This window comes from Pacificispira sp., assembly GCF_965228185.1.
Classification (GTDB): Bacteria; Pseudomonadota; Alphaproteobacteria; order UBA8366; family Aestuariispiraceae; genus Pacificispira.
Window position 1 is genome coordinate 81,134 of sequence record NZ_CBDDHE010000009.1, and the last position, 15,705, is coordinate 96,838.

The window sequence follows — 15,705 nt, forward strand, 5'->3', positions numbered from 1 at the left end:
CGGTGTTTCGAAACGCGTTCGGGCGCTGATATACCGTTTCCGGTCCCGCTGTGCATCCTCAAATGTCGGTCGAGGGCGCCGTTAGTTGTCACTGCCCACGCGGCTGGCGACCGGGCCGGACTGATTGACGTATTTCGCGCCTTCCTTCCGGTCGTATGGGTTCAACGCAGGCGAGGTCAGCGGCTCGAAACTGACGGCGCAGACCCGCATGCCGGGCCGCAGCGCCAGCGCGATATTGCCGGCGTTGAAGAATTCCAGCGTGATGACGCCGTTCCAACCCGGCTCCAGGGTATGGGCGGTGGCATGGACCATAAGCCCGATCCTGGCCAGGCTGGACCGCCCGTCGAGCCAGCCGACCAGATCGTCGGGGATCTTCACCCGTTCCTTCGTGGCGCCCAGCGCAAAGGCCTTGGGCTGCAGGATGAATGCCTCGCCGTCCGGGACGTCGTATTGGGTCATCGGATCCTGATGTCCCAACCCCTTGTCGACATCGATGACCGAAAGCTGTTCGTGGCGGAAATACAGGAACCGCCGGTCCAGGGTCAGGTCGATGGAAACCGGCCCGAATCGCACCTTGTCGGCCGGATCGATTTCGATCGACCGCTCCTCGATGCGCTTCAGAATATCGCGATCGGATAGTTTCATGACCGCTCCCTTGATCCGTTGCCGCAAGTCGGCGCGATTCGAGCCTGCAGGGCAATCGAAAGCAAGCGCCATCGCAATTTAGTTGAAAAAATAGGTCAGTAATGCTAACCTATTTTTACTGACAGATGACGTGCCGCCCCTTGTGGGTGGTTCCACCCGGCACCATACTCAACAAAAAGAAGAAGTGTGCTGGCTTGCTACTGGGAGAAGTGCGCAATGGCCGAACTGGCTGAAGTTTCCCTGGACGACAAGTACACCCTGGAAGAAGGCCGTGTGTTCCTGACGGGCACGCAGGCGCTGGTGCGGCTGCCGCTGATGCAGCGCGCCCGGGACCAGGCGGCGGGGCTGAATACCGGGTGTTTCATTTCCGGCTATCGCGGCTCGCCCCTGGGCGGCTTCGACCAGCAGCTCTGGCGCGCACGCAAGTTTCTGGAAAAAAGCAATATCCATTTCCAGCCGGGCGTGAACGAGGACCTGGCCGCGACGGCGGTCTGGGGCACGCAGCAGGTCGGCCTGTATCCCGGTGCCGAGGTCGATGGCGTCTTTTCCATCTGGTACGGAAAGGGACCCGGTGTCGACCGGACCGGTGACGTCTTCCGTCACGCCAACCTCGCCGGAACGTCCAAGAACGGCGGCGTGCTGGTCCTGGCAGGCGACGATCACACCTGCAAATCTTCCACGACGGCGCACCAGACCGAATACGCGTTCATGGACGCGATGATCCCGGTTCTGCACCCGGCGAATGTTCAGGAATTCCTGGACATGGGTCTGCATGGCTGGGCCATGTCACGCTATGCCGGCGTCTGGGTCGCCTTCAAGACCCTGGCCGATACGGTCGACACCTCGGCCTCCGTCTATGTCGATCCGCACCGGGTCGTCAGCAAGATCCCGGAAGACTTCCAGATGCCGCCGGACGGGCTGAACATCCGCGCATCGATCCACCAGCCGCTGGAAGAAGAGGAACGCCTGCACAAGCACCGGCTCTACGCCGCGCTGGCTTATGCGCGCGCCAACAACCTGAATTACGAAGTCATCGGCGGGAAGAACCGCCGCCTGGGTATCGTGACGACCGGCAAGAGCTATCTGGACGTCATGCAGGCGCTTGAAGACCTGCATATCGACGAAGCCTTCGCCGAAAAGCTGGGCATCGTGATCTACAAGGTCGGCATGCCCTGGCCGCTGGAACGCGAAGGCATCCGTCATTTCGCCGAGGGCCTTGAGGAAATCCTGGTCGTCGAGGAAAAGCGGGCGGTCATCGAAAACCAGCTTAAGGAACAGCTCTATAACTGGCGCGAAGACGTGCGCCCGCGGGTTGTCGGCAAGTTCAACGACAATCGCGAACTGCAATTGCCGTCCTATGGCGAACTGTCCCCGGCGGGAATTGCGCGCGTGCTGGTCGACCGCCTGAAGAAACTGCCGGGCGGCAGCGCGACGGTGGATTCGAACGAGCATTTCAAGAACCGGCTCGGCTTCCTGGAATCCAAGGAGAAATCGCTGTCCGAAACCAAGGGCGGCACCAAGCGCGTGCCCTATTTCTGCTCCGGTTGTCCGCACAACACGTCGACCAAAGTGCCCGACGGCAGCCGCGCGCTGGCCGGCATCGGCTGCCACTACATGGCGCTGTGGATGGACCGTAATACGCAGAGCTTCACCCAGATGGGCGGCGAAGGTCTGACCTGGGTCGGCCAGGCGCCGTTCACGTCGGAAAAGCATGTCTTCGTCAATCTGGGCGACGGCACCTATTTCCATTCCGGCCTGCTGGCGATCCGCGCGGCAGTCTCCGCCGGGGTCAACGTCACCTATAAGATCCTGTTCAACGACGCGGTCGCGATGACCGGCGGCCAGCCCCATGACGGGCCGATCGACGTCCCGACCATGGCACGCCAGGTCGCGGCGGAGAATGTCAAACGCCTGATCGTCGTGTCCGACGAGCCGGAAAAATACCCGACCACGGCGGGCTATTTCCCTGCCGGCACCACGGTGCATCATCGCAGCGAACTGCCCAAGCTGCAGAAGGAAATGCGCGAGATTCCGGGCTGCACGGCGATCATCTACGATCAGACCTGTGCCGCCGAGAAACGCCGCCGCCGCAAGCGCGGGCTCTATCCGGATCCGGCCAAGCGCGCCTTCATCAACGAGCTGGTCTGCGAAGGCTGCGGCGACTGCTCCGTCAAGTCCAACTGCCTGTCGGTCGTCCCGAAGGAAACCGAATTCGGCCGCAAGCGCGCGATCGATCAGTCGAGCTGCAACAAGGACTTCTCCTGCGTCGACGGGTTCTGTCCGTCCTTCGTCACCGTGCATGGCGGCAAGCCGCGCAAGGGCAAGGGCGCGGCGGCCGGCGCCGCAAAGGCGGCAGGCGTGTCCGACCTGTTCGAAGCGCTGCCGGACCCGAAGATCCCGGCGACGAGCGAGCGTCCCTGGGACATCCTGCTGACCGGGGTCGGCGGCACGGGCGTCGTGACCATCGGCGCGCTGTTGGGCATGGCCGCGCATCTGGAGGGCAAGGGCTGTTCCATCCTGGACATGGCCGGCCTGGCGCAGAAGGGCGGCCCGGTAACCAGCCATATCCGCATCGCGGCCAAGCCGGAAGACATCAAGGCCGTGCGTATCGCCGCCGGCGGGGCCGACGTGATCCTGGGCTGCGACATGGTCGTCGCCTCGGGCAACGACGCGATGGCGAAGGCGGAACGCGGTTCGACCGTCGCCGTGGTCAATACCCAGGAATCGATCACCGGCGCCTTCACCAAGAACCCGGACTGGCAGTTCCCGACCGAGGAAATGGAACGCATCATCCGCGACCAGGTCGGTCCGGATGCCGCCCATTTCCTGCCGGGTACGAAGGTCGCCGAAGCCCTGATGGGCGACAGCATCGCGACCAACCCCTTCATGCTGGGCGTCGCCTTCCAGATGGGTCTGGTGCCGATCAGCGGCGCGGCCTTGGAGAAAGCCATCGAGCTGAACGGCGTTGCGGTCGAGGCGAACAAGCGCGCCTTCCTGTGGGGCCGCCGCATGGCGCATGATCCGAAAGCCGTCATGAACCTGGTCGGCAAGGCCGAGGAAAAGGCGAAGAACGCGGATGCGCCGGAAGTTGCCACCGCCTTGGAAGACATCGTCGCCAAGCGGATCGCCTTCCTGAAGGACTATCAGAACGAAGCCTATGCCCGCCGCTACAAGGACCTGGTCGACCGCGCCGTCACGGCGGAAGGCCGGTTGGGTCAGTCGGATGGCAGTCTGGCGAAGGCGGTCGCCCGCTATTACTTCAAACTGCTGGCGATCAAGGACGAGTATGAGGTTGCGCGCCTCTATACGTCCGGCGACTTCATGCGCTCGGTCAAGGAGCGCTTCGAGGGCGATTTCAAACTGCGTTTCCATCTGGCTCCGCCGCTTTTCGCGGATCGCGACCCGGATACCGGCGAGCTGCAGAAGAAGGAATACGGCCCCTGGATGATGAAGGCGTTCGGGGTACTGGCCAAACTCAAAGGCTTGCGCAACACGCCCTTCGACATCTTCGGCTATTCCGAGGAACGCAAGACCGAGCGCGCCCTGATCACCGAATACGAAACGCTGATGGCGGAAGTCTTCGATAAGCTGTCTTCGAAGAATTATGCGACGGCGGTCGAACTGGCCCGCGTGCCAGAACGGATCCGGGGCTTCGGTCACGTCAAGGAGCGGCATATCGCCCTGGCGAAGAAACAGGAAAGCGAATTGCTATCCCATTTCCGCGATCCGTCGGCCAGTCCGGCCCCGGCATCCGCGGCGGCGGAATGACCTTCGCTCTGCGTGATGCGGCGTTTCCGGAGGATCTGCCGGTCCTGACCCGGTTCATGGCGGGGCTGTGTGATGTGGAACACGCCCTGCACCCGGGCCGCCGGACCGGCGCGGACGGGGCCGAGGCCCATGTTCGGTATCTTGCCCGGGAGGTCGCCGCAAACCGCGGACGCATGATCCTCGCGGAAACACAGCAAGGCGCCGCCGCCGGCATGATGATCTGCGCGGTCGAGGATATGGGCGGCCACTACCTGTATCCAGACCATCAGGTCGTCGGCTTTGTCTACGACCTTTGGATCGAACCGGTCCATCGGGGTGGGCCGTTGCTGGACATGCTGCTGGACTGCGCGGAAGCGCATTTCCGCGAACTGGGCATGACTGTGATGATGATCAGCTATCTGGTCGGCAACGACCGCGCGGCCGCCGCCTATGAAAAGCGCGGGTTTCGGCCGAACGAAGTGATGCTGGAACGCCGCGTGCGCTAGAGCGGCAAGCGTTCACATGGAATGACCTGAGACGCCGCCTTCGGCTCCCCGGAGCGCGTCGCGGCACGCTTCCGATGCTCGCGCGCCGATCCTAACCACGAAACCGAAGAGGGCATCTCAGGCGGTTCCATCTGAACGCATACCGCTCTACGCCGCCAATTCCCTGACGGACAGTGACGCGGTGAACGTGTCCTTTGCGTCCGCCCGGATCGTCAGATTGTGCCCGGCATTTGCACAAAGACGCCGGCACAAATCCAGTCCAATCCCCATGCCGATTTCGCCCGCGGTTCCGACCGACGCGCCGGGTTGCGCCTGACCCTTTCGGTCACCGTCACTTGGTTCAATGGACTGAGTCGCCGCAACTGTATTCGATATCTGGATTTCCGCCCCTCGTTCGGTCGGAGACGTTACAATGGAGATCTCACCCTCAGGCGGACAGAATTTGATCGCATTGGACAGTAAATTTCGGACCAGCATTTCCAGTTCGTCAGCGTAATGGCAGACCGTTGGTTGATTCAGTGTCATGCGAACATCGATGCGTTTCTGAAGAATCTGTTCCTCGAACAAGTGGACTTTCTTCTCCACCAGTTCCTGAAGTGCGATCTGGGACGCATGCCTGGTCGTTGCGCTAAACTCCGCCTTGCTCCAAACCAAGATGTCTTCCAGGAGGTTCAGGGTCGACATCGCCGCCCGCGACACCTTGCCGGTCAGAATTCGCGCCTCCTGCACATCGCCCTTCTCCAGGCTCGTGGATACCAGCGTCGTCATGCCGATCAGGGCCGTAAATGGGCTGCGAATGTCATGTGCGATGATCGACAACAAGGTCGTGCGCGACGCCAGTTCATCGGCAAGCCGTTCGTTGGTACGGGCCACCGTCATGATCGAGAATCCAAGACCGGCGACAAATGAGAATATGACAACGTCGGCGAATGCCGCACCATGCACGATCGAAGCCTGCATAAAGTCCGAAATGCCTCGATCCAGGAAAAATGTGTACAGACCTCGTAGAAGATGAAACGCGGCATGGGCACCCAGCATGACCACGACCAGCCAGGCTGCACTGGGCTTTCGATTCCGCCCTGACCGCGACAACCGAAGGGCCGCCGTCGCCGAAAGCAGCACCAGGACCGCAGATATGACGATGATCCGGGCCGACACATTGTTTTCGTAGTAGGTGAACCACAGGAATAGCCCCACGGTCGCGAGCAGCGAACCAGCAATAACATGCGTGTCGGGGCGTTGGTTCTGGTGAGTGTTAATCCCCGCCAGATACGCCGCATGAGCGGCAACGATCAATACATTCGCAACGATCACCGAGGCCCAATCGGGAACCAGATTTCGGAAGGAAATCAAAAGCATTCCCAGGGCCAGCATAATCCCGCCCAACGCCCATTCGCGCGGACCCGGCGCTTGCGGCGCCGCCCGCCACAAGGTTGTCAGCGCTACGGCCTGAAGCACGCTGGTTAAGGCCGCCATGATTGCCATCGTTCTTATATCAAGTGCGATTGCATCCATGATGCGAACCCCGTCAGTTTGCGAATGTTTTCACATTACGGGGCAATTCTTAATGAAGGCTTATGCTTTCGCCGCGCCGTGCACTTTCAACCACAAGAATGCGTGCCGACGGGACTGCATATTTTAAGATGTATCCAGCGCCACCCGCCGTCCGGACACTCGGTAATCTACAGTTGTTTTCCAGAATCATTACTATGTTGCAACTTTGCCATTACATAATTTTACTCATAACTCATCAATATTATCAATTGATTCTCCCCCATTACCTATAGGACATGAATGAACATCACTTTGTCACACGAATATCCGACTTGGGGTATGGGCAGATGCGCAGCAACTTGCCGATTCACTTGGGTATCGCTCTTGCGGTCGCCGCTTTGTTGTTGGCCTCGCCGGAAACAGGCGTCGCGTCGGGGCGGGTATCCGCGGTATCGACCCATGTGAACGCGACCAACGCGATGCGGACCGACGACGCCATCCTGTCTCATCTGACTCGGATCGCCGCACCCGGAGCATCCGACCGGGAGATCGGTCCACGTGACGCCGCTGCACGTCCGGCGGCATTTCACGGGTCGGGGGATATCCTGTCACCGGTCACACCCTATGCCCGCCTGCGGCCGGAACGCCTGAGCCGGAACCAGGAAACAATCGGCCACAAGACGCAGCGTGGCGCATTGAAGACCATTCTACCCTATCTGGCGTCGGACTCCGCCCTTCGGACGGGCCTGTTTTCGTCCCGCCGCCACTATGAGTACCGCGATCAGGACGGGACGGTGAAGCGCGCACCCCAAGTCAGCCCCAAACTGGCGAAGCGCGCGCGCCTGAGCCTTTGGCTCGACGGATCGTCGACACCCGTAGCCCCCGGAACAGGATCCGGCTTCGACGGCGACACCATCGCGCTGAGCGCCGGCGGAGACGCCTGGCTGAACGCCACGACGCTGGCGGGGGTCTCCATGACCTATAGCGACACTCATGTCTCCGTGACCAATCCCGGCGGCATTCACGACGAAACGGCTTTCGGCGTCGCGCCTTATCTCCTGTTCCGGCCGAATGCCTGGCTGGATCTCAGCGCCAGCGCCGGGGTGACCCGTTTCGACATCCGTCGCATCGCGGCAGTCGGCACGCAGGACGGAATGGACCGGTCGGATGCGATCTCAGCCTATGTCGCGCTGAACGCGGCGGCGTCGACCGGCATTTGTACGATCGATGGGCTGCGCCTGTCCGGATCGACAGGGTTCATCCGCTCCGTACGATATGAAGACAGCTTTTCGTCAGGCATCGGCGGACCGGATGCCGATTTCGCCCGGCTGACCGGTGACGGCGAAATTGCCTACCTCTTCTCGCTATCCGACGATATCGGATTGGAGCCCTATCTGATTGGCGACCTGCAAGCGGATCTGTTGGACCGGATCGAAAATGACGGTTTCTTTGGGGAGTTTGGCGGAGGCCTACGCTTCGTGGACGAAGATGCCGACCTGCGCGCATCGCTGGAAGGGTATTCGATACTGGGCTTCCAGGAGACGCCGGACCAGCGATTGCGGGGCACGCTGGCGATGGATATCGACACGGATCTGTTCGGCGGCGGCGCGGTGTCCCCGGGCCTGACGGTCTCGACCACGCAGGATACTTTCCGCACCGATCTGGGGGTCCATTACCGCAATGACGACCAAGCCGTCTCCATGGGCCTGACGACCTATCTGTCGGGCGACTATGCCCTGTCCCACGGGTCGGTCGCGCATTGGGCCGAACGGGACAAGGGTGTCCGCCTTTCCGGGCATCTCAGTTTCTGATCCTTGCCGGCCGGCCGGCCGAACTTGCATTCCCGTCAATCGCGCCCCATCTCTCTGGGCAGGAGTAGGATTGAACCCATCGACCCTAGGAGGTTGACCCATGAAACGGTTCGCTTCTCTTACCGCCGCACTGATCCTGACGGGCGCCATTGCGTCCCCGGTTCTGGCCCAAAATGCGCTGGTCACGCAGTCCGTGACGCCTGCGATCACGCAGAACATCGTGCAGGCCATCCAGGACCGGACCCGGGAAGCGCTGGCGGATGAATCCGATCGGATGTCCGACGCCTCGACATCCGACGAATCCACGACGACCGCCACGGCGACGACGGAATAGGCGCTGATCCCGACCGGATCGCATCGCGGTATTTCCCGCCACGGGCTTCTCGTGTAAGAACTCGGCATTTCCAGCCTGAGGGAGCAGCCCATGTCGCGCATCGTCTATGTCAACGGCGAGTATCTTCCCGAGGAAGATGCGAAAATCTCGGTCTTCGATCGCGGATTCCTGTTCGCGGACGGGGTCTATGAAGTCTCGTCGGTGATCGACGGCAAGCTGGTCGACAACGCGGCTCATATCGCGCGCCTCGAACGCTCCCTGAAAGAACTAAAGCTCGATTGGCCCTGCAGTCCCGAAGATCTGCTGGGCATCCAGCGTGAGGTTATCGCCCGGAACAATTTGGTCGAAGGCATCGTCTATTGGCAGATCACCCGGGGCGCGGCGGATCGCGACTTCGCCTTCCCCAAGAACGCCAAGCCCAGCCTCGTGATGTTCACCCAGGCGCGCGCGGTCTGCGACGTCCCGGCTGCGGCGAAAGGGATCGCCGTCGTGACGGTTCCCGACATCCGCTGGGGCCGGCGCGACATCAAGACCGTGCAATTGCTGGCCCCCAGCCTCGCCAAGATGGCGGCACTGGAAGCAGGCGCGAACGACGCCTGGCTGGTTGAAGACGGCGTCGTCACCGAAGGAAGTTCCAACAACGCCTTCATCGTGACCCTGGACGGCACCATCGTTACCCGCAATCTGGGCAATGAGATCCTGCATGGGATCACCCGCCGCGCGGTGTTGGAGATCGCGGCCCGCGAAGGCCTGACCGTCGAGGAACGGGCCTTCACGCCCGCAGAAGCCTATGACGCGGCGGAGGCCTTCATCACCTCCGCGTCCAGCTTCGTCATGCCGGTGGTGAAGATCGACGACCGTATCCTGGGCAATGGCGTGCCGGGCCCGGTCGCGTCGAAACTGCGCACGCTCTATATCGAAATGGCCCGCGCCGCCGCGTCCTGAACGCGTCCCGGATTCAGCCTGGTAGGTTGATTCAGCCCGGCAGGTTGTAGCCGGCGTTCTTCAGCCGCTTGTTCAACGCCTCGACCAGCGGCGGCAGCCGTCGTTCCAGCATGCCCTGGGTCTCCAGCGTGACTTCCTGAATGATCTGGGGCATCAGTTCGATGGATTTCCGCCCGGTCGGCGTCTCATAGAAGGCGATCATTACCTTCAGATCCTCCTTGGTGTAGTATTTCAGGAGGCTGGCGCGCGACAGGGTGATCGATTCATCCGTCATCCCCATCATCGCGTCATAGAACAGCTTGTAGACCGCATTGGCGTTGGCGTCGGTCATGCCTGGATTGGCGCGGCGAACACGGGCGACAATGGTTTGCGTGGTGGCGGCGGCGACCTGGGACATGGCCTGATCCAACGACAGCATGGCCATCAGCTTATCCACAAGAACAATGCGTTCCGGCACCTCCTCTGCCCGGCTCGCCCCGATCCCAAGGGGCAATGCCGCCGCAAGCACGATTGCCATCACCAAATTTCTGATCTGGCGCATCACTTCCCCCCCGCTTCGCCAAAAAATAACGCGACATTCTAGTCGCGCCACGACCGGTGGTTCAACCATGGCCGATATCGGCGATCCATCTTACCAGGCGGAGGTGAATTCGCTGAATTCCGGGCTTCTGAACCCCGCGGCGCGCAAGCGCACCGACAATGCCTCCACGATCGGCGGTAACGTCCCACTCACGGCTGCGGCCGCCCGTGAAGCGATCTCCCCGGACAGTTCCGGGTTGAGGCGAATGGACTTTTGGCCCACCGGCGTGCGGTAGAAGGCGATAAGTTCCCGCAGTTCCTGTTCCGAATAGTTTCGCAGCAGCATGGAGCGCGACGCCTGTGTCAGATCCGGCGCGCTGCGGCGAACCGCATCCTCGAACAACTGGCGCACCGCCTGCGCGTCCTTATCGGTCATATGGGGATTGGCGATGCGGACACGCCGCACAACGTCGGTCGCCGCATCATCGACAATCCGGTCCGCAACCTGGTCGTATTGCAGCAATATGAGAAGTTCGTCGACCAGTTCCCGGGTCGCTCCCGTCCCGGGCCCACCGGAGCCGACCACGTCGACGACCGGCAGCAACATGGTCTGGGCGCGCGCCTGAGCGCCCCCCGCGGTCGCCAAAACCGCGGCACATACCAACCATGTCAAACGCCGCATGAATGCCCATCCCACACATTAATCCTGCCTGAGCAAAGATTTACGGGAGATGGCGTCTGCTGTCGAGTGACAGGATCACGAATTCGACGGCTTGTCGGATTTGTGCTGTTCCCAGGCCTTGCGATAGGCCTTCGAAGCTTCGATCAGGCGGGGGTCGGGACCGGATACCGGCCGGCCGTTGTGATCGTGACCGGTGGCGCTGGCCAGGAGAGCGCGTTCGGAATAAATCGCCGATATCGCGAGAAAGGCGGACGGATGTCCGGATTTCGCCAGCCGATCGAGGGAGACGAGCAGTTGATCGCGTTCCGGCCACCATTCGGGCAGGCGTGCGGGAACGCCCTTCTTGCCGGCCAGCGCCATGCGCTGATCGCCCAGTTGAACAATTTCCAAATGGACCTGAATAATCGCTTCAAGGGCCGCGTCACTGCCATCGGCCATCGCCTGACGCAGCATACGGTAGCCGCGCTCCCGGATGCCGGGGGTCCCGTCCGGTTGCTTATCGAAGCCCTGGGACTTGGTCCCGAACCACAGGAAGTAGCCGACCGCGTAGCGCATTTCCAAACGGTCGTCGCGCTGATTGGCACGCTCAACTTCCAGCAGACATTGCCAGGCCCGGACCTTCCAGTCTTCCGGTGATTCACCCGCCCGTTCCGGCGTCGACCAAGCGTATTCCGGAACGCCGGAATACCCTTGCCGCAGAACGAAGGACCAGAACTGCTCGAAATCCCCGTCATAAAGCCGGTTCAGCCGGTCGCCACAGGTTGCCGGATCCAGGGGGGCCTCGAACACCGATTGCGCACGCACCGGCCCGCCGGCAAGCAGAAGGCCTGCCAGACAGATCAGCGCCCCAAGCGCCAACGGATGCCGGATCGAGTAGTACATTCCGTGAATCTGAGTCGAATCGGGGATTTTCGCAAGAGAATCAGCCAACTATACACGCTAACCGTTCCGCTTCGCACGCTGTTCCGGGTGCTAACGCATTGCGGTATTTGAATAATCTTGGTTTCAGAAAAATCGTGAATTTGGTGGATTTTTATTCGAATTAGGCGCGTATTTTTTAAGTATTTAGCGCGAATGCTTGCCAGTTCGCTTCTACATCAGAAGAACATGAGTCGCTCCGTCCCGCCAAACACCTAATCGTCGGCACCTGTTCCGACAGGCAATTCCGGCGAAGTGATCAGACGTTCCGGAAGGTCGCGCGGGTCGGTCACGCCCAGTTGCCCCATCATCGTCCGCAACTCCGCGGTCAGGACATCGAAGACATGCGACGCGCCGGCCAACCCCATCGCCCCCATCGCATAGTAGAACGCCCGGCCGATCAGGACGAAATCCGCCCCGACCGCCAGCATACGGCAGATGTCCAGGCCGGTACGTACCCCGCCATCGGCAATCAGGGCGAAATCGGGCCCCACAACCCGGCGGATCGCAGGCAGAACCTCAATCGCACTCGGCGCCGCTTCCAATTGCCTACCGCCATGGTTCGAGACGACCACGCCGTCCAGGCCGATGGATTGGCACAGCGCCGCCTCGGCAGGGTCGAGAATGCCTTTTGCCAACAAGATGCCGTCCCAGTTCTCCCGCAGGCGGCGCAGGTCTTCCGGCCCCACATGACCGGGCAGCAGCCCGAAGACGAAACGGTCCCTTTCACGGGCACCAATCCCGGCGGGCGCATAGTGCAGCAGGGTTTCCAGTTTCGGCATGCCGTGACGCCAGCTGGCATAGGTCCAGGACGGATGCGTGAGCAGTTGCCAGAAGGTCGCCGGATCGGTTAGGGAGAATTCGCTGCCGAAATTGTTGCGGATGTCGTGATCCCGGCGCAGGAAATCCGGGACGTCGACCGTCACCATCAGGACCTTGTAGCCCGCATCCTTGGCCCGGCGCAGAACATCGGCCTCGATTTCCGGGACATTCGGTCGGTAGAGTTGGAACCATCCCATGTCCCCGGCGGCCGATTTGAGCTTTTCCAGGCTTGAAACCGCGACCGTCGAAACGCCGAAGGGCTGCTGCCGGGCCCGCGCCTCGCGCGCCAATGCCTCGGCGGAACCGGGCCAGACAGACCCGCCATTGCCGACCGGTGCGACACCGAACGGCGCGCCGAATGTCTGCCCGAACAGCGAGACGGAAAGGTCGATGGCACCGCCTTCGACCAGATAGCGGGGCATCAGTCGGACGGCATCCAATGTTTCCCGGTTTCTGCGCAGATTGAGCCCCAGCCCCATACCGCCCGACACATAATCGGCCATGAATTTGGGCATGCGCCGCAGGGCGGCCCGCTCCATGTCGTAGGTCGAAGGAAACTTGCGGTTAAGTTTGGGTATCATGGACGGACCGGGGGAAAGGGGGCGCGGTTAGCGACAGTATACGCCGCCACTGCGACCTGTCAGCCCGCACGGATTTTCCCGGGACGATCAGGCCGCGACGCCGCCATTTTCGACCAGGGCCTTCAGCCGCGCATCGTCGTATTCGGCTTCCAGCTTGTCCGCGACGGTGCGCGCTTCCGCTTCCAGATCGTCGGAGACCTCGACCGGATCGGCCTTGCGCCATTCCGCCAGATAATCGTCGGTCGACCGCGCGCCGCCGCGCATCGCGGCGCGGTCGATCGCTTTCTCGAAACGTTCTTCCAGGACGATCTTCACCTGATCGCGGCGCCCCTTCTTGGCGATGACCTGGGCCGGGATGTCGCGCCAATAGACGACGATAAGCTGTGCCATTCCCTAACTTCCTCTTCGATTACTGTGCGGCTTCGGCCATGAAGGCAGCCAGTTCGCCATATCCGGTATGCTGTTTCTCAAAGCGCAAGCCCAACGCCTCTGCCGCAGCGCGTGCCTTGCGCTCCAGGGCCGGATCGTCGGTCTGAGCCAGATACATCAGGCGCGTATAATTGCCGAACAACATGTCGCGCATCTGCGGATATTTGCGCAATCCCATGCCGTCCAGGATCAGCGTGTCGAAATGCCGGGCCAGATAGTCGGTCAGATAGAAAGTGCCCAGTTCCTCTTCGGCCATCGCGTCGAATGCCTCGGCCCCGGCAAAGAAGGAATAACAGTGCGGCCCGCCGATCCGCACGGCGCCCTCCCCTGTCACGACCCGGTCCAACTGACCGCCCGTGCCGCAATCGGCATAGGCGACGAATATCTTGTCGAAGCGGTCCTTGTTCGCACGGATCTTTTCCCGCAACCGGTCGGGAATCTTCTGCGGCTCGTTATGCAGCTTCGCGGGCAGGCAGGTGACGGCCAGATGCCGCCATCGGTTCAGCCGAATCAGGTCCACGATCTCGCGCGCCAGCGCCCCACAGGCGATCACCAGCACGGTGGCCTGGTCCGAAACGAATTCCGGCGCCGCATCGGGCGCCGGTTCTTCGTCGAGGTATGCGTCCGTCATCGGCACGCCCTCGCGTTTCCGGCCGCGGCCGGCGGGGTTACTGGTTGTTCTTCCGGGCCATGACTTCCTTGGCCGTTTCGACCGCGACGGCCGCGTCGCGGCAATAGGCATCGGCACCGATCTCGCGGGCGAATTCCTCGTTCAGCGGCGCACCGCCGACCAGAACCGTGAAGTCGTCACGGATGCCCTGTTCCTTCATCGTGTCGATAACGACCTTCATATAGGGCATGGTCGTCGTCAGAAGCGCCGACATGCCCAGGATGTCCGGCTTATGCTCTTCCAACGCTTCCAGATACTTCTCGACCGGGTTGTTGATGCCCAGATCGATCACTTCGAAGCCGGCACCTTCCATCATCATCGACACCAGGTTCTTGCCGATATCGTGAATGTCGCCCTTCACCGTGCCGATGACCATCTTGCCCTGCGGCGGCGCGCCGGTTTCGGCTAGCAGTGGGCGCAGGATATTCATGCCCGACTTCATGGAGTTGGCCGCCATCAGGACTTCCGGCACGAACAGAATGCCATCGCGGAAGTCGATCCCGACGATGCGCATGCCTTCGACCAGTGCCTCGGTCAGAACCTTGTACGGCGCCCAGCCGCGCTCAAGCAGAATGTTGGTCCCTTCGACGATCTCGTCGGCGAGACCGTCATACAGGTCGTCCCACATCTGCTCGACCAGTTCCTGGTCGTCCAGTGAGCGAAGGTCGAGATCCTCTTCGTCGGCCATATCCGTTTATCCCTTTACGGCAATGAGGCGGCGTACCGTCCCGCCCCATGGTTCTTTAATGTGCCGGATACGCTAATTCCAGGCGGTTTTCAGGCTCGCATCCGCGCGACAAGATTTGTCCATAGCACGACAATGAAAATTCTTCCTGGGCGACAGGGCGCGTCTTACATCCGATAGTACCATGAATCACGGAACGATGCGCAGTTGGCGATAGGCGTCGGCCAAACGGCCGGCCTCGTCGCGCGCCTTGTCTTCCAGTTTCCCGTCGACCGACTTCAAGTGGTCGGCCATGGCGGTGTCGCCATTCTCCACGGCCAGGGTCAACCAGGCCCAGGCCTCGATATCGTCCTGGGGCGACCGACCGACCCCGGACAGGTACAAGAGACCTAGCGCCCGCATGGCCGGGAGCACGCCCCGGAACGCGGCCTGCTCATACCACCGGATCGCCGCGTCCGAATCCTTCTCGACCCCAATTCCGTCCTGTAGCAGGATCGCCAGATTATACTGGGCCTCGGCGACGCCCTGTTTCGCGGCGGCCTCATACAGCGACGCAGCCTTGGCAAAATCGCGCGGCCCGCCCAGTCCGGCGGCATACAGGCTCCCCCGCTTGAACTGCGCCGCGGCATGTCCGCCTTCCGCCGCGCGGGCATACCAGTCCGCCGCCGCGGCGATATCGGGCGTCCCGGAAATCAGCCCGTTCTCATGCAGATAGCCCAGGCGGAATTGTGCTTGGGCCTCACCGGCCTCGGCCTTCGCGCGGTAGCGTTCGACGATGAAGTCGGGTGCGCGGGAAAGTCCTTCTTCCGCCGCGGTCTGCGCCGTCGCGGGCGCAATGCCCCCCGTCGCCAGAGCGGCTAATGCCACGCCGGCCGCAAGCCGTCGAAAATCCCGATCGGTGACCGTCGCCACGCCGA

The 15,705-nt window shown here is 61.8% G+C and carries 15 protein-coding genes; 5 read left to right on the forward strand and 10 right to left on the reverse strand.

The window, feature by feature from the left end; all coding sequences use genetic code 11:
* Positions 1-81 precede the first annotated feature (81 nt).
* The gene (gene dcd / locus ACO06O_RS19935; RefSeq protein WP_420420366.1) at positions 82-645 is read right to left on the reverse strand and encodes a dCTP deaminase; all 564 of its coding nucleotides are present in this window, start codon (positions 643-645) and stop codon (positions 82-84) included.
* Positions 646-861: 216 nt separating this feature from the next.
* Between dcd and ACO06O_RS19940 the strand changes: the two genes are divergently transcribed.
* Both ACO06O_RS19940 and ACO06O_RS19945 read left to right on the forward strand, forming a co-directional pair.
* A complete protein-coding gene (locus tag ACO06O_RS19940) occupies positions 862-4,413 on the forward strand; it encodes an indolepyruvate ferredoxin oxidoreductase family protein (RefSeq protein WP_421883928.1) in 3,552 nt (1,183 codons plus the stop codon).
* Positions 4,410-4,898 carry a GNAT family N-acetyltransferase gene (locus ACO06O_RS19945; RefSeq protein WP_421883931.1) on the forward strand — a complete coding sequence of 163 codons (489 nt, stop codon included), beginning with the start codon at positions 4,410-4,412 and terminating at the stop codon, positions 4,896-4,898. The genes ACO06O_RS19940 and ACO06O_RS19945 overlap by 4 nt, the downstream gene beginning before the upstream one ends.
* 147 nt (positions 4,899-5,045) lie before the next feature.
* On the opposite strand, the gene ACO06O_RS19950 is transcribed toward ACO06O_RS19945, so the two are convergent.
* Positions 5,046-6,413: a sensor histidine kinase gene (locus tag ACO06O_RS19950; RefSeq protein WP_421883934.1), complete on the reverse strand. Its 1,368-nt coding sequence runs from the start codon at positions 6,411-6,413 to the stop codon at positions 5,046-5,048.
* Positions 6,414-6,739: 326 nt separating this feature from the next.
* On the opposite strand from ACO06O_RS19950, the gene ACO06O_RS19955 reads away from it, so the two are divergent.
* From ACO06O_RS19955 to ACO06O_RS19965, 3 genes are all read left to right on the forward strand, one after another.
* A complete protein-coding gene (locus tag ACO06O_RS19955) occupies positions 6,740-8,203 on the forward strand; it encodes an autotransporter outer membrane beta-barrel domain-containing protein (protein ID WP_421883937.1) in 1,464 nt (487 codons plus the stop codon).
* Between the two features lie 100 nt (positions 8,204-8,303).
* Positions 8,304-8,537, forward strand: a complete 234-nt coding sequence (locus tag ACO06O_RS19960) for a hypothetical protein (RefSeq protein ID WP_421883941.1) — start codon at positions 8,304-8,306, stop codon at positions 8,535-8,537.
* A 90-nt stretch (positions 8,538-8,627) separates the two neighbouring features.
* On the forward strand, positions 8,628-9,482 hold the full coding sequence (locus ACO06O_RS19965; RefSeq protein WP_421883945.1) for a D-amino-acid transaminase: 855 nt from the start codon (positions 8,628-8,630) through the stop codon (positions 9,480-9,482).
* Between the two features lie 31 nt (positions 9,483-9,513).
* Here ACO06O_RS19965 and ACO06O_RS19970 read toward each other — a convergent pair whose 3' ends face one another.
* The 8 genes from ACO06O_RS19970 to ACO06O_RS20005 all read right to left on the reverse strand — a co-directional run bounded on the left by ACO06O_RS19970 (position 9,514) and on the right by ACO06O_RS20005 (position 15,700).
* Entirely contained in the window at positions 9,514-10,023 is a 510-nt protein-coding gene (locus tag ACO06O_RS19970; RefSeq protein ID WP_421883948.1) for a DUF2059 domain-containing protein, read from the reverse strand.
* A gap of 90 nt (positions 10,024-10,113) precedes the next feature.
* Positions 10,114-10,683, reverse strand: coding sequence for a DUF2059 domain-containing protein (locus ACO06O_RS19975; protein ID WP_421883951.1), 570 nt, complete (start codon positions 10,681-10,683; stop codon positions 10,114-10,116).
* A 75-nt stretch (positions 10,684-10,758) separates the two neighbouring features.
* Complete coding sequence (locus ACO06O_RS19980; RefSeq protein ID WP_421883954.1) at positions 10,759-11,565, reverse strand: hypothetical protein; 807 nt, start codon at positions 11,563-11,565, stop codon at positions 10,759-10,761.
* Positions 11,566-11,816: 251 nt separating this feature from the next.
* Positions 11,817-13,004 carry an alpha-hydroxy acid oxidase gene (locus tag ACO06O_RS19985; protein WP_421883957.1) on the reverse strand — a complete coding sequence of 396 codons (1,188 nt, stop codon included), beginning with the start codon at positions 13,002-13,004 and terminating at the stop codon, positions 11,817-11,819.
* A gap of 87 nt (positions 13,005-13,091) precedes the next feature.
* On the reverse strand, positions 13,092-13,394 hold the full coding sequence (locus ACO06O_RS19990) for a virulence factor (RefSeq protein WP_420420355.1): 303 nt from the start codon (positions 13,392-13,394) through the stop codon (positions 13,092-13,094).
* A 19-nt stretch (positions 13,395-13,413) separates the two neighbouring features.
* On the reverse strand, positions 13,414-14,064 hold the full coding sequence (locus ACO06O_RS19995; protein ID WP_421883960.1) for a DUF1638 domain-containing protein: 651 nt from the start codon (positions 14,062-14,064) through the stop codon (positions 13,414-13,416).
* A gap of 37 nt (positions 14,065-14,101) precedes the next feature.
* Entirely contained in the window at positions 14,102-14,791 is a 690-nt protein-coding gene (locus ACO06O_RS20000; RefSeq protein WP_420420353.1) for a corrinoid protein, read from the reverse strand.
* Positions 14,792-14,977: 186 nt separating this feature from the next.
* Positions 14,978-15,700 (reverse strand): tetratricopeptide repeat protein, encoded by a 723-nt coding sequence (locus tag ACO06O_RS20005; RefSeq protein ID WP_421883963.1) that lies wholly within the window; start codon positions 15,698-15,700, stop codon positions 14,978-14,980.
* Positions 15,701-15,705 lie beyond the last annotated feature (5 nt).

Excerpts from the sequence above, each read along its gene's own strand:
- dcd (WP_420420366.1), bottom strand. The coding sequence starts at position 645 with ATGAAACTATCCGATCGCGATATTCTGAAGCGCATCGAGGAGCGGTCG.
- ACO06O_RS19940 (WP_421883928.1), top strand. The coding sequence starts at position 862 with ATGGCCGAACTGGCTGAAGTTTCCCTGGACGACAAGTACACCCTGGAA.
- ACO06O_RS19945 (WP_421883931.1), top strand. The coding sequence starts at position 4,410 with ATGACCTTCGCTCTGCGTGATGCGGCGTTTCCGGAGGATCTGCCGGTC.
- ACO06O_RS19950 (WP_421883934.1), bottom strand. The coding sequence starts at position 6,413 with ATGGATGCAATCGCACTTGATATAAGAACGATGGCAATCATGGCGGCC.
- ACO06O_RS19955 (WP_421883937.1), top strand. The coding sequence starts at position 6,740 with ATGCGCAGCAACTTGCCGATTCACTTGGGTATCGCTCTTGCGGTCGCC.
- ACO06O_RS19960 (WP_421883941.1), top strand. The coding sequence starts at position 8,304 with ATGAAACGGTTCGCTTCTCTTACCGCCGCACTGATCCTGACGGGCGCC.
- ACO06O_RS19965 (WP_421883945.1), top strand. The coding sequence starts at position 8,628 with ATGTCGCGCATCGTCTATGTCAACGGCGAGTATCTTCCCGAGGAAGAT.
- ACO06O_RS19970 (WP_421883948.1), bottom strand. The coding sequence starts at position 10,023 with ATGCGCCAGATCAGAAATTTGGTGATGGCAATCGTGCTTGCGGCGGCA.
- ACO06O_RS19975 (WP_421883951.1), bottom strand. The coding sequence starts at position 10,683 with ATGCGGCGTTTGACATGGTTGGTATGTGCCGCGGTTTTGGCGACCGCG.
- ACO06O_RS19980 (WP_421883954.1), bottom strand. The coding sequence starts at position 11,565 with ATGTACTACTCGATCCGGCATCCGTTGGCGCTTGGGGCGCTGATCTGT.
- ACO06O_RS19985 (WP_421883957.1), bottom strand. The coding sequence starts at position 13,004 with ATGATACCCAAACTTAACCGCAAGTTTCCTTCGACCTACGACATGGAG.
- ACO06O_RS19990 (WP_420420355.1), bottom strand. The coding sequence starts at position 13,394 with ATGGCACAGCTTATCGTCGTCTATTGGCGCGACATCCCGGCCCAGGTC.
- ACO06O_RS19995 (WP_421883960.1), bottom strand. The coding sequence starts at position 14,064 with ATGACGGACGCATACCTCGACGAAGAACCGGCGCCCGATGCGGCGCCG.
- ACO06O_RS20000 (WP_420420353.1), bottom strand. The coding sequence starts at position 14,791 with ATGGCCGACGAAGAGGATCTCGACCTTCGCTCACTGGACGACCAGGAA.